The sequence below is a fragment of the Stutzerimonas sp. genome, assembly GCF_982611455.1.
Window position 1 is genome coordinate 133,931 of sequence record NZ_CEXBBO010000005.1, and the last position, 14,601, is coordinate 148,531.

Genomic DNA, 14,601 nt, shown 5'->3' on the forward strand with positions numbered 1-14,601 from the left:
ATGATCGCCAAGCCCTCCGTTTCGCTTCAATGCGGCTTCGCCAGACTACGAGAACGACGATGGAATTCGAGAAACTGTTGCGCCTGATGGTGGAAAAGGGCGGCTCCGATCTGTTTATTACCGCTGGTGTACCGCCTTCGATGAAGGTCAACGGCAAGATCATGCCGGTGAACAAGACGCCGATGTCACCAGAGATGACTCGCGAAACCGTGCATGCGGTAATGAACGAGCAACAGCGCCGCGAGTTCGCCGAAAACCACGAATGCAACTTCGCCATCAGCGCGCGAGGCATTGGCCGTTTTCGTGTCAGCGCCTTCTATCAACGCAACCTTGCCGGCATGGTGTTGCGCCGTATCGAGACCAATATTCCGACGCTTGAAGACCTCAAGCTGCCAGATGTTTTGAAAAAGCTGGCGATGACCAAGCGTGGCCTGGTGCTGTTCGTCGGCGCCACCGGCACAGGCAAGTCCACCTCGCTCGCGGCGATGATCGGTTATCGCAACAAGAACTCCAGCGGCCACATCATTTCGATCGAAGACCCCATCGAGTTCATCCACCAACACCAGAGCTGCATCGTCACCCAGCGTGAAGTCGGCATCGACACCGATTCTTTCGACGTGGCGCTGAAGAACACCCTGCGGCAGGCGCCGGACGTGATTCTCATTGGCGAGGTGCGGACCCGCGAAACCATGGATTACGCGGTCGCGTTCGCTGAAACCGGCCACCTGTGCCTGGCCACGCTGCACGCTAACAACGCCAACCAGGCCCTGGATCGGATCATCAACTTCTTCCCCGCTGATCGTCACCAGCAGGTCTGGATGGACCTGTCGTTGAACCTCAAGGCCATCGTTGCCCAGCAGCTGATACCGACGCCGGATGGCAAGGGTCGCCGTGCGGTGATCGAAGTACTGATCAATACGCCGCTGGCGGCCGATCTGATTCGCAAGGGCGAGGTGCACGAGCTCAAATCGCTGATGAAGCGCTCGACCGATCTCGGTATGCAGACCTTCGATCAGGCGCTGTACAACCTTTATGTGCAGGGCGAAATCACCTACGAAGACGCCTTGCTCCACGCCGACTCGTCCAACGACCTGCGCCTGATGATCAAGCTGGGCTCGGAAACTGACGGTGAGCACCTGAGCAGCGTCTCTCAAGGGCTGACTCTGGAAGTCAGCAACGACGATCCGGGACGCAGCTTCCGCTAGTCGTTGTGCTAGGGGCTGTTGACGTTTCGTCGCGAGCCGCGTTGCTGCGTCAAATATCACCAGGCCGGGCGGCGTTCCGCAAGGCTCCGGCGCGGTCGCGGACGAAACATCAACAGACCCTAGCGAGGCCGGCCGATGCGCTTGCCGGTCCTGATGGCCACGCTTTCGGCCTGGCCGTCACGTTGCGCGCCGGCCCGTGCGCGGCTCATCAGTTGAGGAATCAACGGCCCTTCCGGCATGTTTTTCCAGAACCGCACCGGCAGATTGCTCCGCATTACGTCGCGATTGAGTCGAGCCGGATTGAAGGTGCTCTCGTAATAAGCCTTCCACAGTTCGACCCCGGGATCTTGCGCGCCTTGCGCCAGTTGCCGCCAGTGGGCCGGACAAGCGTTGGTGTAGTGCATGACCTGACCATCCCACAAGACCGCATCATTCGGCGTCGCGATCAGCCACGAGTGCATGCCCATGCGCTCGGCGAAGTGCATCGACGCCGAGAGCAGAATGTCGTGGGCGGGCTCGAACCAGGCGATATAGTCCGGAGCATTCTTTGTATTCAGTGGGCTGAAGCGCAGAAAGGCATGTAGGTGATGGGCTTCACGGCGTACCGCCTTTATTCGTGCGTGCAGTTCGCTGCCGTCGATGTCGCCCACTAACCTTGCCGCCTGGTCGCCTTTAGCCACCCGCCAAAGAATGCGATATAGCAGGCTCCAGCGATCCACTGTGCGGAATTTCGCTGCCGTTTCAAGCTCGGCTAGCAGTTGCCGGGGAATTAGCGCGGGACCAGCGGGCCCGGTTGGCGCTAGGGGTTCGAGTTCATCGAACAAGCTGCCTATGTCGTTGCCGCTTAGCCAGTTCGCTTCGTGAGGGGCAACACCGCAGCGGAGCAGGTCTCTCGCAACGTTGCGCCAGCCGTCGAAGCTGCCATCGAAGCGCACCTGTCGCATCACCAGAGCGCCATCTGTGCCGGACCTTCGCGTAGTTGCTGGCGCAAGGAAGGGGAGTCATGGTTGGCCAAGCTCGGTCGGTAATCCTGAGTGATGACGAAGGGTTTGGCTTTTTCCAGGGAGCATCGCAAGCGCGTCAAATCTTCGAAGCGGATGCGCTTCTGCCTACGTAGAGCGACCAGACGTTTAGCGCTGAGCACTCCGATGCCTGGAATACGGTCGATCATCTCTGGCTCGGCGCGGTTCAGGTCGACCGGAAAATGCTCGCGGTTGGACAGTGCCCAGGCGAGTTTCGGGTCTATATCGAGCGCCAGATTTCCCGGTCCTGTAAGCAGTTCGCCGGCCTTGAAGCCGTAGCCACGCATAAGAAAGTCGGCCTGGTAGAGGCGGTGCTCACGTAGCAATGGCGGCGCCTCGAAGGGCACGGTCTTGGGGCTGTGTGGTATGGGGCTGAATGCCGAGTAATAGACGCGGCGCAGACGGTAGTCGCCGTACAGCGACTGAGCGGTGTGGAGAATGGTGCTGTCGTCCGTAGCATCGGCCCCGACGATCATCTGAGTACTTTGGCCAGCCGGCGCGAAGCGTGGCGCGTTTTTGCTCTTTTCCGCTTGCGCCTCTGTCTCCCCCTCGTGAATGGTGTGCATGGCCTCCTTGATGGAGATGACCTGCTTTTCCGGCGCCAGGCGGATCAGGCTACTTTCGGTAGGCAGTTCGATATTGACGCTGAGACGATCAGCGTAGCGGCCAGCTTCGGCGATCAGCAGCGGGTCGGCATCCGGAATGGTTTTCAGGTGAATGTAGCCGCGAAATTCATGCTCCTCGCGTAGCAGCTTGGCCACGCGGATCAGTTGCTCCATGGTGTAATCAGCCGAGCGAATGATGCCGGAGCTGAGAAACAGGCCGCTGATGCAGTTACGTCGATAGAAGTCCAGCGTCAGCGTGACCACCTCTTCGGGTGTGAAGCGGGCACGAGGCACGTCGCTGGAGCGTCGGTTCACGCAATACTGGCAGTCGTACAGGCAGAAATTTGTCAGCAAAATCTTCAGCAGCGCCACGCAGCGACCGTCGGGCGTAAAGCTGTGGCAGATGCCCATGCCATCCGTGGCGCCAAGCCCGCTTCGGCCTTTCGAGCTGCGCTTCGGCGCGCCGCTGCTGGCGCAGGACACGTCGTACTTGGCAGCATCGGCGAGTACGCTAAGTTTATCGATGAGTTGCATGACGGTTGCCGTAGATACTGTTCATACATACAGTATCATTATTGTCTCATTGAGCAACGCCCGCTCGGCAGAAGGTCTGAGCTGCAGGATTCAGATAAGCTGAGTGACGCAACGCCAAAACAGACAGAGAGGCTCAGATGCGGCAGAACACCCATAGCAAGTTGATCGGATATCTCCTGTGGATTTTCGGGTTCCTCGGTTCGCACCGCTTCTATTACGGCAAGCCGATCACTGGCACCATTTGGTTCTTCACGCTCGGCTTGTTCTTTATCGGCTGGATCATCGACCTGTTTCTGATCCCGTCCATGGATCGGGAGGCCGACCTGCGCTTCCAGCCGGGACCGGTCGACTACACTGTTGCCTGGATTCTGCTGACCTTTCTCGGCATTTTCGGCGTACACCGGATGTATCAGGGGAAATGGATCACGGGCTTGATTTACCTGTGCACTGGCGGGTTGTTTTTTGTCGGTGTGCTCTATGACTTCTGGACGTTGAACAGTCAGGTTTCGATGCGCAATATGGAGAAACGCTGATATCGGAGCAAGTCAGACGGCGGTCCAGGCGCTTGCCTGGTCTGGACCGCCTGCTCATCGATGCTCAGCTCTGGAAAGCGACTCTGCCGTCGACAAGGGTGTAGCGCACCGCTCCCGGCAGGCAATGGCCGATGAAGGGGCAATTGCGACCTTTCGAATGCCAGACTTCGCCAGCCAGAGTCGAGCTGCGTGGGTCGAACAGGACCAGATCCGCGGCTTCGCCGACCGCAAGGCGCCCAACCGGTAACTGCAGCGCAGCAGCCGGTCCACTGCTCAGGCGGGCAAGCAGGGTTGGTAAATCCAGAAGACCATCCTCCACTAGCGTCAGAGCCAGCGGCAGCAAGATTTCTGCACTACTGATGCCAGGCTCGGTTTCGCCGAACGGCGCCAGCTTGGCGTCCGCCTCGTGAGGTTGATGGTGGCTGGAAATCGCCGAAATGACGCCGGTCCTGACCGCTTCGCGTAGGCCGTCACGGTCCGCGGCGCTGCGCAACGGAGGCTGTACGTGGTAGAGGCTGGAAAATCCGTGCAGCGCTTCGTCGGTAAGAATGAGTTGATACATCGCGACATCAGCCGTGACCGGCAGGCCGCGTGCCTGGGCATCGGCGATCATCTGTGCGCCGCGGGCCGTGGTGAGCTGGCTGAAATGCGCACGCACGCCGGCTTGCTCCACCAGCAACAGATTGCGTGCGAGGGCAACGGTTTCGGCCGTTTCGGGAATGCCGGCGAGGCCGAGAAACGCTGCCGAGGGGCCTTCATGAGCGAGGCCACCTTCGGCCAGATCGCGGTCCTGGGAATGAATCACGACCGTGAGATTGAAAGTCGCTGCGTATTCCAACGCGCGGCCCAGGTTGCGATTGCTGGTGAAATTGGCCAGGCCATTGCCGAAGGCTACGCAACCCGCGTCGCGTAGCGCGACCAGTTCCGACAGTTGTTCGCCGGCCAGATTGCGCGTCAGCGCGCCGACCGGGAAGACCTTGGCGTGGCCGGATTCGCGTGCTCGGTCGAGAATCAGCTCGGCGACCGCGGCGGTATCCAGCACCGGTTTGGTTTGCGGTGGGCAGCACAGGCTGGTGATGCCGCCAGCGGTAGCAGCCAATGTCTCGCTGGCAATACTGCCTTTGCGACTGTAGCCCGGCTCGCGCAGCGCGACCGAAAGGTCGACCAGGCCCGGAGCGACTACCAAACCTTGAGCATCTATGGTCTGCGCCGCGCTGAAGCCGGCAGGCGCCTGACCAATGGCGGATATCTTGCCGTCCTGACAATAGATATCGGTGATTTCATCGCGGCCGCTGGAGGGATCGATCAGGCGAGCTCCGAGGATTTGGGTTGGCATCAGTTCTGCTCCTCGGCAGCGTTTTCGTGTTCTATTTGTCGTTGCGCGGTTTGGCCACTCATGGCCATGGAGAGCACTGCCATGCGAACCGCGATACCGTAAGTCACCTGATTGAGAATGACTGACTGGGTACCGTCCGCCACGGCAGATTCAATTTCGACGCCGCGGTTGATTGGGCCCGGATGCATGACGATGGCGTCCGGCTTGGCCAGCGCCATGCGCTGAGTGGTCAATCCATAGAGACGGTAGAACTCGCCCTCGCTGGGCAGCAATCCGCCCTGCATGCGTTCACGTTGCAGGCGCAGCATGATCACCACGTCAACACCGCGCAGGCCTTCGTTCATGTCGTTGTAGACGCTGACACCGTACTGCTCCAGGCCGATCGGTAGCAGGGTCTTGGGGCCTATCACGCGAATATCCGGGCAGCCCAACGTCTTCAGGGCGAGCATGTTGGAACGGGCGACGCGCGAATGCAGGATGTCGCCGACGATGGCCACCGACAGCTTGTCGAAGTCGCCTTTATGACGGCGGATGGTGAGCATGTCGAGCATGCCCTGGGTTGGGTGCGCATGGCGTCCGTCTCCGCCGTTGATCACCGCGACATCGGGGCAGACGTGTTCGGCGATGAAATGCGCCGCGCCCGAATCGCCGTGACGCACGACGAACATGTCTGCGGCCATGGCTTCGAGGTTGCGCAGCGTGTCGGTAAGCGTTTCGCCCTTGCTGGTGGACGAAGTCGAGACGTTTAGAGTGATCACGTCCGCTGATAGACGCTTGGCCGCCAGTTCGAAGGTGGTGCGGGTGCGCGTGGAGTTCTCGAAGAACACATTGCAGACGGTCTTGCCACGCAACAGCGGGACCTTCTTGACCGCCCTGGCGCCGACCTCGAGAAAGGAATCAGCGGTATCGAGAATTTCGGTAAGCAGTTCGCGGGGCAGGCCATCCAGGGATAAGAAATGGCGCAGCTGACCGTTGTCGTTCAGCTGTAGCGGGCGCTTGGCGTCGGTGGGCGTCATCGCAAAGATCTCAATTGGCGGAAGCAAGGGTCTGGTACTCGAGCGCGAGCGGTGCCGGGCCGAGCAGTTTCACACGCTGCTCGGGTGCAAGCGAAAGCGTTGCACCGACCACGTCCGGCCTGATCGGCAGCTCCCGGGCCTTGAGGTCGAGCAGGCAGACCAAACTGACACTGGCGGGACGGCCATAGTCGAATAGCTCGTTGAGAGCGGCACGGATAGTGCGGCCGCTCATCAGAACGTCGTCGATCAGCACCAGGTGCTGGCCTTCGATTTCGAATGGCAGCGCGGAAGGACGAACCTGTGGATGCAGGCCGTTCTGGGTGAAGTCGTCGCGGTAGAAGGAGACATCCAGCACGCCTAGCGCTTCGTCCTTGTCGCGCAATTTCAGCAGCGCCTGGGCGACCCACACGCCACCGGTCCGGATGCCAATGAATCGGGGTTCGGCGATACCGTGGCTGCTCAGGTGCTGGTCCAGTGCGGCGGCCATTTCTGGAAGCAGCTGTTCGGGTTTGGGCAGGGTCATCAGTTCTCCTTGAGAGCTTCGTCAGGCAGCTACTGTGCTGTCAGCCAACCTTCGAGTAAAAGGGCCGCGGCAAGCGCGTCCACCGGCCGCTCGCGGTAGCCGCCTTGCTGGCCGCCGCGAAGACGCTCGCCTTTGGCTTCATAGGTGGTCAGTCGCTCGTCATGGGTATGGACCGGGAGGTTGAATCGGCCATTGAGGCGGCGGGCGAACTTTTCCGCCCGGGCACTCATCTCGCTGGGGCTGCCATCCATGTTCAACGGCAAACCCACCACCAGCGCGTCCGGCTGCCATTCACGCAGCAATGCCTCGATCTGCGACCAGTCGGGCACACCATTCTGCGCTTTCAGTACACAAAGCTCGCGGGCTTGACCGGTAATCATCTGGCCGACGGCGACGCCGATCTGCTTGGTGCCGTAGTCGAAGCCCAGTAACAGGCGCAACGCGCTCATGCGTGACCGACCTGACTACTGAGCAATCTGAGGTCGACCCCCAGCGATGTGGCTGCGGCATCGATGCGCTGATCGTGCGGAACATCGAACAATATGTGTGCCTGCGCTGGACAGCTCAGCCAGGCATTGTCGACCAGCTCTGTCTCGAGCTGGCCGGGCTCCCAGCCAGCGTAGCCTAGGGCAATAAGGTGACGCTTGGGGCCGTAGCCGTCGGCGATCGCGAAAAGCACGTCCTGGGAGGTGGTCATACTTAGCGGGCCAAGGCTGAGCGTCGCCTGAAACTGAGCTTCGACCGGGTGCAGCACAAACCCTCTATCGATCTGTACCGGGCCGCCGGAGAAGATTGGCAAATGCTGGCTGGCGGGAATAACGGGCTCGTCTGGCCGTAGTTGTTCGAGTACGTCGGTCAGGTTCAGCCCACTTGGGCGATTGACTATAAGGCCCATTGCGCCATCCCTGTTGTGCTCGACCAGGTAAATCAGCGCCTGGGCAAAGTTGGGATCTGCCATATGCGGCATGGCAATCTGGAAGTGATGCTTGAGGTAGCTCGGCGAATTGACTTTCATGGGCGCTAGCTTAAGCGTTGCAAGCGGGGGCGTGAAGCCGGGCGAGCGCTGACGGGATGCTGCGCGGCTGACTCAGCGGCTCGACAGTCGGTCGCCGCGCTCGAAGCGCCAGGTTCTGATGATCTCTACCTGATCGAACTTTTGCGCAAGCTCGCCAGAGAAGGGGGCAAAAGGGGCTGCGAGTCTGACGATGCGCATGGCGGCCTCGTCGAGCAACGATTGGCCGGATGATTCGAGTACCCGAAGCTCCTGTACCGTACCGTTGCGGTCTATGACTACCAGCATTCGCAGGCTGCCGTAGATCTGTTGGCGACGGGCTTCGTCTGGGTAATTGAGATTGCCGATGCGCTCGACCTTCTTGCGCCATTCGTCACGGTACCAAGCGCTGATGTCGCGCATGGTGGCGGCACTGTTCTGGCGACTGACGCGTGGACGCTTGGCATACTCCTGCCGTTCCTGCGCGAGCTCCGCCTCGAGACTGGCAATCTCTGCGCTCAGCTGCGAGCTGTCATAGACAGGTGCCGGCTGCGCCTGTGGTTGCGGCTTGTTTTTCTGGGATTTTTCCGGTGTCTTGTCCGGCTGCGGCGCGCGGGTTGCGACAGCGGTCTTGGGCGCTTCGCTGCGGCTGCTCGGTGGCGGTGAGGACGCCGGAGTCACCTTGCGCACCTGGGTATCTTGAAAGGGTGCCTGCTCGGTCGTTTTCGGCGATGCCTTATGTTCCAGCGTACCGCTGCCCTGCTGGTTGTCCTGGGCCAGGAAATCGGCGTCCTTGGGCTTGTCTTCGCTCTTGAATGTAGACAGGGTGATTTCAAGCGTCTTGCTGATCTGGTTCGGCTCGGCCAGGGTGAAGCCGAGGCCCAGGATCAGAGCGGCATGCAGCGCGGCCGCAAGGAATATCGTAAAGCCGAGGCGATCCGCCGGGCGGACGCCGGAGTTGGCAGGGATAGGTTGGCGTGTAGCGGCGTTCATCGCATTTCAGTCGGCTCGAAGTGCGCGCAGTCTGCCCAGCGCGACTGTAAAAGTCTATGAACCAGGCGGCAGCTTTGGTCAGTTGATGCCGTCGAGGTGCCTGCAGTCTAGGCAGCGAGAAACGATATAAGAAGGAGCATAGGCATTGGTGATTGCAGTCGGCTGGTACCGCTGACTGCAATTCGATGCTAGGCGTTGCGTCGGCTCGTCAATTTTGCGTGGATAGCATCCATCAGTCGTTCGCCGATGCGCGTGTCGAACGCATTGTCGATTTCGCGAATGCAGGTCGGGCTGGTGATGTTGATTTCAGTAAGAAAATCGCCGATCACGTCCAATCCTACGAACAGGAGCCCGCGTTTGCGCAGTTCCGGGCCGACGATGGCAGCGATTTCTCTGTCGCGATCGGAAAGCGGCTGTGCGACGCCGCGTCCGCCCGCGGCGAGGTTTCCACGGGTTTCGCCCGCTGCCGGAATGCGTGCCAGGCAGTAGGGTACTGGTTCGCCATCGATCATCAGGATTCGCTTGTCACCATCCTTGATGGCGGGGATATAGCGCTGCGCCATGATCTGCCGGCTGCCATGCTCGGTTAGCACTTCAAGAATCACCGAAAGATTCGGATCGCCTTCGCTATGACGAAAAATCGAGGCTCCGCCCATTTCATCCAGCGGTTTGAGAATGATGTCACGCTGCTCGCGAGCGAACTCCCGCAAAATATCGGACCGTCGGGCGACAAGCGTCGGTGGTGTGCACTGTGGGAATTGAGTAGCGAAGAACTTCTCGTTGCAGTCGCGTAGGCTTTGCGGCCGATTTACCACCAGCGTGCCGGCTTGCTCGGCAAGCTCCAGCAGATAGGTGGCGTACACGTACTCGCTATTGAAGGGTGGGTCCTTGCGCATCAGGATGACGTCGAGTTCGGCTAGCGCGCTGTCGATCTCTTCTCCCGTCTCGTACCAATGCTGGGGGTCGTTGAAGACCTTGATCGAGCGCATACGGGCTCGCGCTTCGCCGCCGAGCTGATAGAGATCACACTGCTCCATGTAATAGATCGTCCAGTTGCGAGCCTGGGCTGCCAGCAGCATGGCCAGAGAGCTGTCCTTCTTAAAAGCGATCTGCGCGATTGGGTCCATGATTATCCCGACGCGAACAGTCATGTGATGATCTCCAACGAGGGGGCAGAACGAAGCTGCCGGGGCCTGAAATGTCGACGCAGATTGGCGGCGGTTGTGCGTTGGGTCAAGGAAAATCCCGCTGCCCTGGCAGTAGATAGCTTGCGCATGAGGAGTGTGCTAAAAAGGTCCGGCGATTGGGTGCAGCCCATCGATGGCAGGGCCTTCGGCGCACTGACATAACGATAAACTACGACTCACCGAGGCGATGGTAGGGCGAAATGGAACAGCACTCCGAGGGCTTGAAGGTCATGGTGATCGACGATTCGAAAACGATTCGTCGCACCGCCGAAACGCTACTGAAAAAAGTAGGTTGTGATGTGGTCACGGCGGTGGATGGCTTCGATGCGCTCGCCAAGATCGCGGATACTCACCCGCGCATAATTTTCGTCGATATCATGATGCCCCGACTTGACGGTTATCAGACCTGTGCGTTGATCAAGAACAACAGTTCTTTCAAGTCCACCCCCGTAATCATGCTGTCGTCCAAGGATGGCCTGTTCGACAAGGCCAAGGGGCGGATCGTGGGGTCGGACCAGTACCTCACCAAGCCTTTCAGTAAAGAAGAGTTGCTCGGTGCAATCAAGGCGCATGTGCCTGATTTTGCACCGGTAGAGCAAGTATCCTGAAGTTCGGCCCTGTGTGCCGCTGAAGCCTTTCCCACGGAGAAATCATGGCTCGCGTTCTGATTGTTGATGACTCGCCGACCGAGATGTACAAGCTGACAGCCATGCTGGAAAAGCATGGTCATGTCGTTTTCAAGGCCGAAAATGGCGCGGATGGCGTAGCGCTTGCCCGTCAGGAAAAGCCTGACGCCGTCCTGATGGATATCGTCATGCCGGGCCTGAATGGTTTCCAGGCCACCCGCCAGCTGACCAAAGATGCTGAAACCAGTCACATTCCTGTGATCATTGTGACCACCAAGGATCAGGAAACCGATAAGGTCTGGGGCAAGCGTCAGGGTGCTAAGGATTACCTGACCAAACCAGTGGATGAAGCGACACTGCTTAAAACCCTGAACGCCGTACTTGCCGGTTGATTCCGGCGGATTCGTAATCGGACAAAGGGATGTTGCCAGCATGTCGGATTTGCCAACGCCATATCAGCGACTCCTGGAAATCGATGCTCGGTGCCGCGCGCTGGCTGCTGGTCTGCCATCTCAGCAGGAAGCCATCCAGACCTGGGCTGGCATCGGTTTTCGGATGGGGGGTCGCTTGTTTGTCGCGCCGATGGGGGAGGTTGGCGAGATACTGCATGAGCCACGCTATACACTTTTGCCGGGTGTAAAAGCTTGGGTCAAGGGCGTGGCCAACGTTCGCGGTAGGTTGCTACCGGTCATGGATCTTTGCGGCTACTTCGGTCTTGAGCTGTCGCCACTGCGCAAGCAGCGGCGAGTGCTGGTAGTCGATCATCAGGAAGTGTTTGCAGGGCTTACCGTGGATGAAGTGTTCGGCATGCAGCATTTTCCGGTTGATGCTTTTTCCGAGCAGCTGCCGCCGGTCGAGGCATCGATCCAGCCTTTCATTCATGGCGTCTTTCAGCGCGAGCAGCCCTGGCTGGTATTCAGCCCGCACGCGCTTGCTGCGCATCAGGCATTCCTGGACGTGGCGTATTGAAATAGGTGGGGTCGGCTGATGCCGACCTTTTGGTTCTTGGAAGGAAACGTACGGTGGTCCAGGCGGGGGCCGGAAAAAATGAAAAAAATGAACGCAAATGCATTGCTGGCAGGGGTACGTAGCAATACGTTGATCGCCGGGCTGTTTATCCTTCTTATCGTGTCGATGGTGTTGTTGTTCGCGAACTTCGCGTACGTCAATACTCAGGCCGACTATGACAACGAGTACATAGGACACGCTGGTGAGCTGCGAGTTCTCTCTCAGCGCATCGCGAAAAACGCGGTGGAAGCAGCAGCCGGTACTCCGGAAGCGTTCGGCTCGTTGAAGGATGCTCGAAACGACTTCAGCCAGCGCTGGGGCTACCTGTCTGAGGGTGACGAGCGCATCGGTTTGCCGGCCGTCCCACAGTCGCTGCAAGCCGAGGTCGCCGCGGTGCAACAGGACTGGGACACGCTGCGGCAGAACACTGACGCGATCCTCTCCAGTGAACAGACCGTACTTTCCCTGCATCAGGTAGCTGCTACGCTCGCCGAAACCATTCCGCAGTTGCAGGTCGAGTACGAAGAAGTCGTCGATATTCTTCTCGAAAGTGGCGCGCCGGCCGCTCAGGTTTCCGTCGCTCAACGCCAGTCCTTGCTCGCAGAACGTATTCTCGGCTCGGTGAACAAGGTGCTTTCCGGTGACCAGGACTCGGTTCAGGCCGCTGACATGTTCGGTCGCGATGCGAGCCTGTTTGGCCGTGTACTCAGCGCCATGCTCGAGGGCAATGAAGCCATGGGCATTACGCGTGTCAACGATGTAGAGGCGCTGGATCGTCTGGCAGCGATTTCGGAGCTGTTTCAGTTCGTTTCCGGTTCTGTGGATGAAATTCTCGAAACGTCACCGGAGCTGTTCCAGGTGCGAGAGTCCTCCAACAGCATCTTCGAAGTGTCGCAGACGCTACTCGACAAGACTTCGATCCTGACCCAGGGGCTGCAGGGTCGTGCCGATGCCCGTTACGTCAATACCCTGGCAGGGTACGTGCTCGGTGCCCTGGCCCTGGCCTCGATCATGCTCATCGGTCTGGTCATGGTTCAGGAAACGCGTCGCCGCCTGAGTGAAACCGCCGAAAAGAACGAGCGTAACCAGACGGCAATTCTGCGTCTGCTGGACGAGATTGGCGACCTTGCCGATGGTGACCTGACGGTGGCTGCCACGGTTACGGAGGATTTCACCGGCGCCATCGCCGACTCGATCAACTACTCCATTGACCAGTTGCGCGATTTGGTCGAAACGATTAACCAGACGGCGGTGCAGGTGTCTGGTGCGGCCCAGGAGACCCAGGCAACCGCAATGCATCTGGCCGAGGCTTCCGAGCACCAGGCTCAGGAAATTGCCGGCGCGTCGGCGGCGATCAACGAAATGGCCGTATCGATTGACCAGGTATCGGCGAACGCTGCTGAATCGTCCGCAGTAGCCGAGCGCTCCGTAGCCATTGCCAACAAAGGTAACGAGGTGGTGCACAACACCATCACTGGCATGGATAACATCCGTGAGCAGATCCAGGACACTTCCAAGCGGATCAAGCGTCTCGGTGAGTCGTCCCAGGAGATCGGTGACATCGTAAGTCTTATCAACGACATTGCCGACCAGACCAACATCCTTGCACTGAACGCAGCGATCCAGGCCTCCATGGCTGGCGACGCGGGCCGAGGCTTTGCGGTGGTTGCGGACGAAGTACAGCGCCTTGCGGAACGTTCGTCGGCTGCTACCAAGCAGATCGAAGCGCTGGTCAAGACCATTCAGACCGATACAAACGAAGCCGTTATTTCGATGGAGCAAACCACCTCCGAAGTGGTGCGAGGCGCTCGCCTGGCCCAGGACGCGGGTGTCGCCCTCGAGGAGATCGAGAAGGTATCCAAGAGCCTTGCGGCACTGATCCAGAACATTTCCAACGCTGCACGCCAGCAGGCTTCGTCGGCCGGTCATATCTCCAACACCATGAACGTCATTCAGGAAATCACCTCGCAGACATCCTCGGGTACCACTGCTACCGCGAAGAGCATCGGTAACCTCGCGAAGATGGCTAACGAGATGCGCCATTCGGTATCCGGTTTCACCTTGCCGGAAACTCAGGATCAGGCCTGATTGAGAGCACGGCAGCCGGTAACGGCTGCTGTGGAAGTTCATGAGTAAGGGGCAGGACATGCAGCCAAGCGTTGACTGGTCACTGAGACCCTTGGCCGAGATGTCGTCAGCGGAGTTCCATGACTGGCAGACATTACTCGAAGAGCGCTCCGGCATGGTCGTGTCCGAGCAACGTCGGTCATTTCTGCAGGCGAACCTGAGCACCCGCATGCGTGAGGTCGGTGTGGCTGATTACGCCAGCTACTATCGTCAGGTCACAGCCGGCCCTCGAGGTGCGGTGGAATGGTCGACCTTGATGGATCGGCTGACGGTGCAGGAAACGAGATTCTTTCGGCATCCCCCTTCGTTTGCATTTCTTTCAGCCTATATGCAGCAGCGTCGGCAGTCGCGTGATGATGCGCGTCCATGGTCGCTATGGAGTGTAGGGTGTTCAAGCGGTGAGGAAACCTATTCGTTGGCGATTTGCGCTGCCGAGGCATTGACATGTAGCGGTGGCGACGCGCGTTACGGCGTGACCGGTACCGATATCAGCCTCAGCGCCCTGGGCAGGTCGCGGGATGGCATCTATAGCCGACGCCGGCTGGAACAGGTGGAGCCTGAACTGCGTGGGCAGTATTTTCAGGCACTGTCGGATGATCGATTTCAAGTTATACCCAGCCTGGCAGCGCGTGTGTGCTTTGCCAGACTTAATGTGCTGGAGCTGGCCGGTGCGCCAATGTCCGATATGGACGTCATTTTTTGTCAGAACCTGTTGATCTACTTCCGTCGCTGGCGTCGCCGCGAAATCCTTAGTCGCCTAGTCGAGCGCCTGGCTCCAGGGGGATTGCTGGTTATCGGTGCAGGCGAGGTGGTCGGCTGGCAGCACCCGGACTTGGTGCCGGTAGCTGATAGTCAGGTTTTGGCCTTTACCCGGAAAAGTTTATGAGCGGAGTCG

At 59.3% G+C, this 14,601-nt stretch carries 16 protein-coding genes; 7 read left to right on the forward strand and 9 right to left on the reverse strand.

Features of this window, described 5'->3' with window-relative positions; translation table 11 throughout:
- Positions 1 to 59: 59 nt before the first annotated feature.
- Positions 60 to 1,205, forward strand: coding sequence for a PilT/PilU family type 4a pilus ATPase (locus AC2LD7_RS05080; RefSeq protein ID WP_255977865.1), 1,146 nt, complete (start codon positions 60 to 62; stop codon positions 1,203 to 1,205).
- A gap of 119 nt (positions 1,206 to 1,324) precedes the next feature.
- Here the strand turns inward: AC2LD7_RS05080 and AC2LD7_RS05085 are convergent, their stop codons facing one another.
- Together AC2LD7_RS05085 and AC2LD7_RS05090 are read right to left on the reverse strand one after the other, a co-directional pair.
- Positions 1,325 to 2,149, reverse strand: a complete 825-nt coding sequence (locus AC2LD7_RS05085) for a TIGR03915 family putative DNA repair protein (protein WP_484596764.1) — start codon at positions 2,147 to 2,149, stop codon at positions 1,325 to 1,327.
- A complete protein-coding gene (locus AC2LD7_RS05090; protein WP_484596765.1) occupies positions 2,149 to 3,366 on the reverse strand; it encodes a putative DNA modification/repair radical SAM protein in 1,218 nt (405 codons plus the stop codon). The genes AC2LD7_RS05085 and AC2LD7_RS05090 overlap by 1 nt, the downstream gene beginning before the upstream one ends.
- Positions 3,367 to 3,503: 137 nt before the next feature.
- On the opposite strand from AC2LD7_RS05090, the gene AC2LD7_RS05095 reads away from it, so the two are divergent.
- Positions 3,504 to 3,899, forward strand: a complete 396-nt coding sequence (locus AC2LD7_RS05095; protein ID WP_484596766.1) for an NINE protein — start codon at positions 3,504 to 3,506, stop codon at positions 3,897 to 3,899.
- Between the two features lie 64 nt (positions 3,900 to 3,963).
- Here AC2LD7_RS05095 and AC2LD7_RS05100 read toward each other — a convergent pair whose 3' ends face one another.
- From AC2LD7_RS05100 to gshB, 7 genes are all read right to left on the reverse strand, one after another.
- A complete protein-coding gene (locus AC2LD7_RS05100; RefSeq protein WP_484596767.1) occupies positions 3,964 to 5,235 on the reverse strand; it encodes a dihydroorotase in 1,272 nt (423 codons plus the stop codon).
- Positions 5,235 to 6,251, reverse strand: a complete 1,017-nt coding sequence (locus tag AC2LD7_RS05105) for an aspartate carbamoyltransferase catalytic subunit (protein ID WP_484596768.1) — start codon at positions 6,249 to 6,251, stop codon at positions 5,235 to 5,237. The genes AC2LD7_RS05100 and AC2LD7_RS05105 overlap by 1 nt, the downstream gene beginning before the upstream one ends.
- A gap of 10 nt (positions 6,252 to 6,261) precedes the next feature.
- On the reverse strand, positions 6,262 to 6,774 hold the full coding sequence (pyrR, locus tag AC2LD7_RS05110; RefSeq protein WP_484596769.1) for a bifunctional pyr operon transcriptional regulator/uracil phosphoribosyltransferase PyrR: 513 nt from the start codon (positions 6,772 to 6,774) through the stop codon (positions 6,262 to 6,264).
- Between the two features lie 29 nt (positions 6,775 to 6,803).
- Positions 6,804 to 7,223, reverse strand: a complete 420-nt coding sequence (gene ruvX / locus AC2LD7_RS05115; protein WP_484596770.1) for a Holliday junction resolvase RuvX — start codon at positions 7,221 to 7,223, stop codon at positions 6,804 to 6,806.
- Positions 7,220 to 7,789 carry a YqgE/AlgH family protein gene (locus tag AC2LD7_RS05120; protein WP_484596771.1) on the reverse strand — a complete coding sequence of 190 codons (570 nt, stop codon included), beginning with the start codon at positions 7,787 to 7,789 and terminating at the stop codon, positions 7,220 to 7,222. The genes ruvX and AC2LD7_RS05120 overlap by 4 nt, the downstream gene beginning before the upstream one ends.
- A 72-nt stretch (positions 7,790 to 7,861) precedes the next feature.
- On the reverse strand, positions 7,862 to 8,758 hold the full coding sequence (locus tag AC2LD7_RS05125; protein ID WP_484596772.1) for an energy transducer TonB: 897 nt from the start codon (positions 8,756 to 8,758) through the stop codon (positions 7,862 to 7,864).
- Between the two features lie 188 nt (positions 8,759 to 8,946).
- On the reverse strand, positions 8,947 to 9,909 hold the full coding sequence (gene gshB, locus AC2LD7_RS05130; RefSeq protein WP_484596773.1) for a glutathione synthase: 963 nt from the start codon (positions 9,907 to 9,909) through the stop codon (positions 8,947 to 8,949).
- 236 nt (positions 9,910 to 10,145) lie between these two features.
- On the opposite strand from gshB, the gene pilG reads away from it, so the two are divergent.
- The 5 genes from pilG (at position 10,146) to AC2LD7_RS05155 (ending at position 14,592) form a co-directional block, all read left to right on the forward strand.
- A complete protein-coding gene (gene pilG / locus AC2LD7_RS05135) occupies positions 10,146 to 10,553 on the forward strand; it encodes a twitching motility response regulator PilG (protein WP_484596774.1) in 408 nt (135 codons plus the stop codon).
- A gap of 44 nt (positions 10,554 to 10,597) precedes the next feature.
- The gene (gene pilH, locus AC2LD7_RS05140) at positions 10,598 to 10,963 is read left to right on the forward strand and encodes a twitching motility response regulator PilH (RefSeq protein WP_407293174.1); all 366 of its coding nucleotides are present in this window, start codon (positions 10,598 to 10,600) and stop codon (positions 10,961 to 10,963) included.
- A 40-nt stretch (positions 10,964 to 11,003) separates the two neighbouring features.
- Positions 11,004 to 11,540 carry a chemotaxis protein CheW gene (locus AC2LD7_RS05145; RefSeq protein ID WP_484596775.1) on the forward strand — a complete coding sequence of 179 codons (537 nt, stop codon included), beginning with the start codon at positions 11,004 to 11,006 and terminating at the stop codon, positions 11,538 to 11,540.
- Positions 11,541 to 11,618: 78 nt separating this feature from the next.
- Positions 11,619 to 13,667 carry a methyl-accepting chemotaxis protein gene (locus AC2LD7_RS05150; protein ID WP_484596776.1) on the forward strand — a complete coding sequence of 683 codons (2,049 nt, stop codon included), beginning with the start codon at positions 11,619 to 11,621 and terminating at the stop codon, positions 13,665 to 13,667.
- Between the two features lie 58 nt (positions 13,668 to 13,725).
- Entirely contained in the window at positions 13,726 to 14,592 is an 867-nt protein-coding gene (locus tag AC2LD7_RS05155; protein WP_484596777.1) for a CheR family methyltransferase, read from the forward strand.
- The last annotated feature ends 9 nt before the right edge of the window (positions 14,593 to 14,601 follow it).

What these genes read in the sequence shown, in the direction of transcription:
- AC2LD7_RS05080 (WP_255977865.1), top strand. Translation starts at nt 60, where the DNA reads ATGGAATTCGAGAAACTGTTGCGCCTGATGGTGGAAAAGGGCGGCTCC.
- AC2LD7_RS05085 (WP_484596764.1), bottom strand. Translation starts at nt 2,149, where the DNA reads ATGCGACAGGTGCGCTTCGATGGCAGCTTCGACGGCTGGCGCAACGTT.
- AC2LD7_RS05090 (WP_484596765.1), bottom strand. Translation starts at nt 3,366, where the DNA reads ATGCAACTCATCGATAAACTTAGCGTACTCGCCGATGCTGCCAAGTAC.
- AC2LD7_RS05095 (WP_484596766.1), top strand. Translation starts at nt 3,504, where the DNA reads ATGCGGCAGAACACCCATAGCAAGTTGATCGGATATCTCCTGTGGATT.
- AC2LD7_RS05100 (WP_484596767.1), bottom strand. Translation starts at nt 5,235, where the DNA reads ATGCCAACCCAAATCCTCGGAGCTCGCCTGATCGATCCCTCCAGCGGC.
- AC2LD7_RS05105 (WP_484596768.1), bottom strand. Translation starts at nt 6,251, where the DNA reads ATGACGCCCACCGACGCCAAGCGCCCGCTACAGCTGAACGACAACGGT.
- pyrR (WP_484596769.1), bottom strand. Translation starts at nt 6,774, where the DNA reads ATGACCCTGCCCAAACCCGAACAGCTGCTTCCAGAAATGGCCGCCGCA.
- ruvX (WP_484596770.1), bottom strand. Translation starts at nt 7,223, where the DNA reads ATGAGCGCGTTGCGCCTGTTACTGGGCTTCGACTACGGCACCAAGCAG.
- AC2LD7_RS05120 (WP_484596771.1), bottom strand. Translation starts at nt 7,789, where the DNA reads ATGAAAGTCAATTCGCCGAGCTACCTCAAGCATCACTTCCAGATTGCC.
- AC2LD7_RS05125 (WP_484596772.1), bottom strand. Translation starts at nt 8,758, where the DNA reads ATGAACGCCGCTACACGCCAACCTATCCCTGCCAACTCCGGCGTCCGC.
- gshB (WP_484596773.1), bottom strand. Translation starts at nt 9,909, where the DNA reads ATGACTGTTCGCGTCGGGATAATCATGGACCCAATCGCGCAGATCGCT.
- pilG (WP_484596774.1), top strand. Translation starts at nt 10,146, where the DNA reads ATGGAACAGCACTCCGAGGGCTTGAAGGTCATGGTGATCGACGATTCG.
- pilH (WP_407293174.1), top strand. Translation starts at nt 10,598, where the DNA reads ATGGCTCGCGTTCTGATTGTTGATGACTCGCCGACCGAGATGTACAAG.
- AC2LD7_RS05145 (WP_484596775.1), top strand. Translation starts at nt 11,004, where the DNA reads ATGTCGGATTTGCCAACGCCATATCAGCGACTCCTGGAAATCGATGCT.
- AC2LD7_RS05150 (WP_484596776.1), top strand. Translation starts at nt 11,619, where the DNA reads ATGAAAAAAATGAACGCAAATGCATTGCTGGCAGGGGTACGTAGCAAT.
- AC2LD7_RS05155 (WP_484596777.1), top strand. Translation starts at nt 13,726, where the DNA reads ATGCAGCCAAGCGTTGACTGGTCACTGAGACCCTTGGCCGAGATGTCG.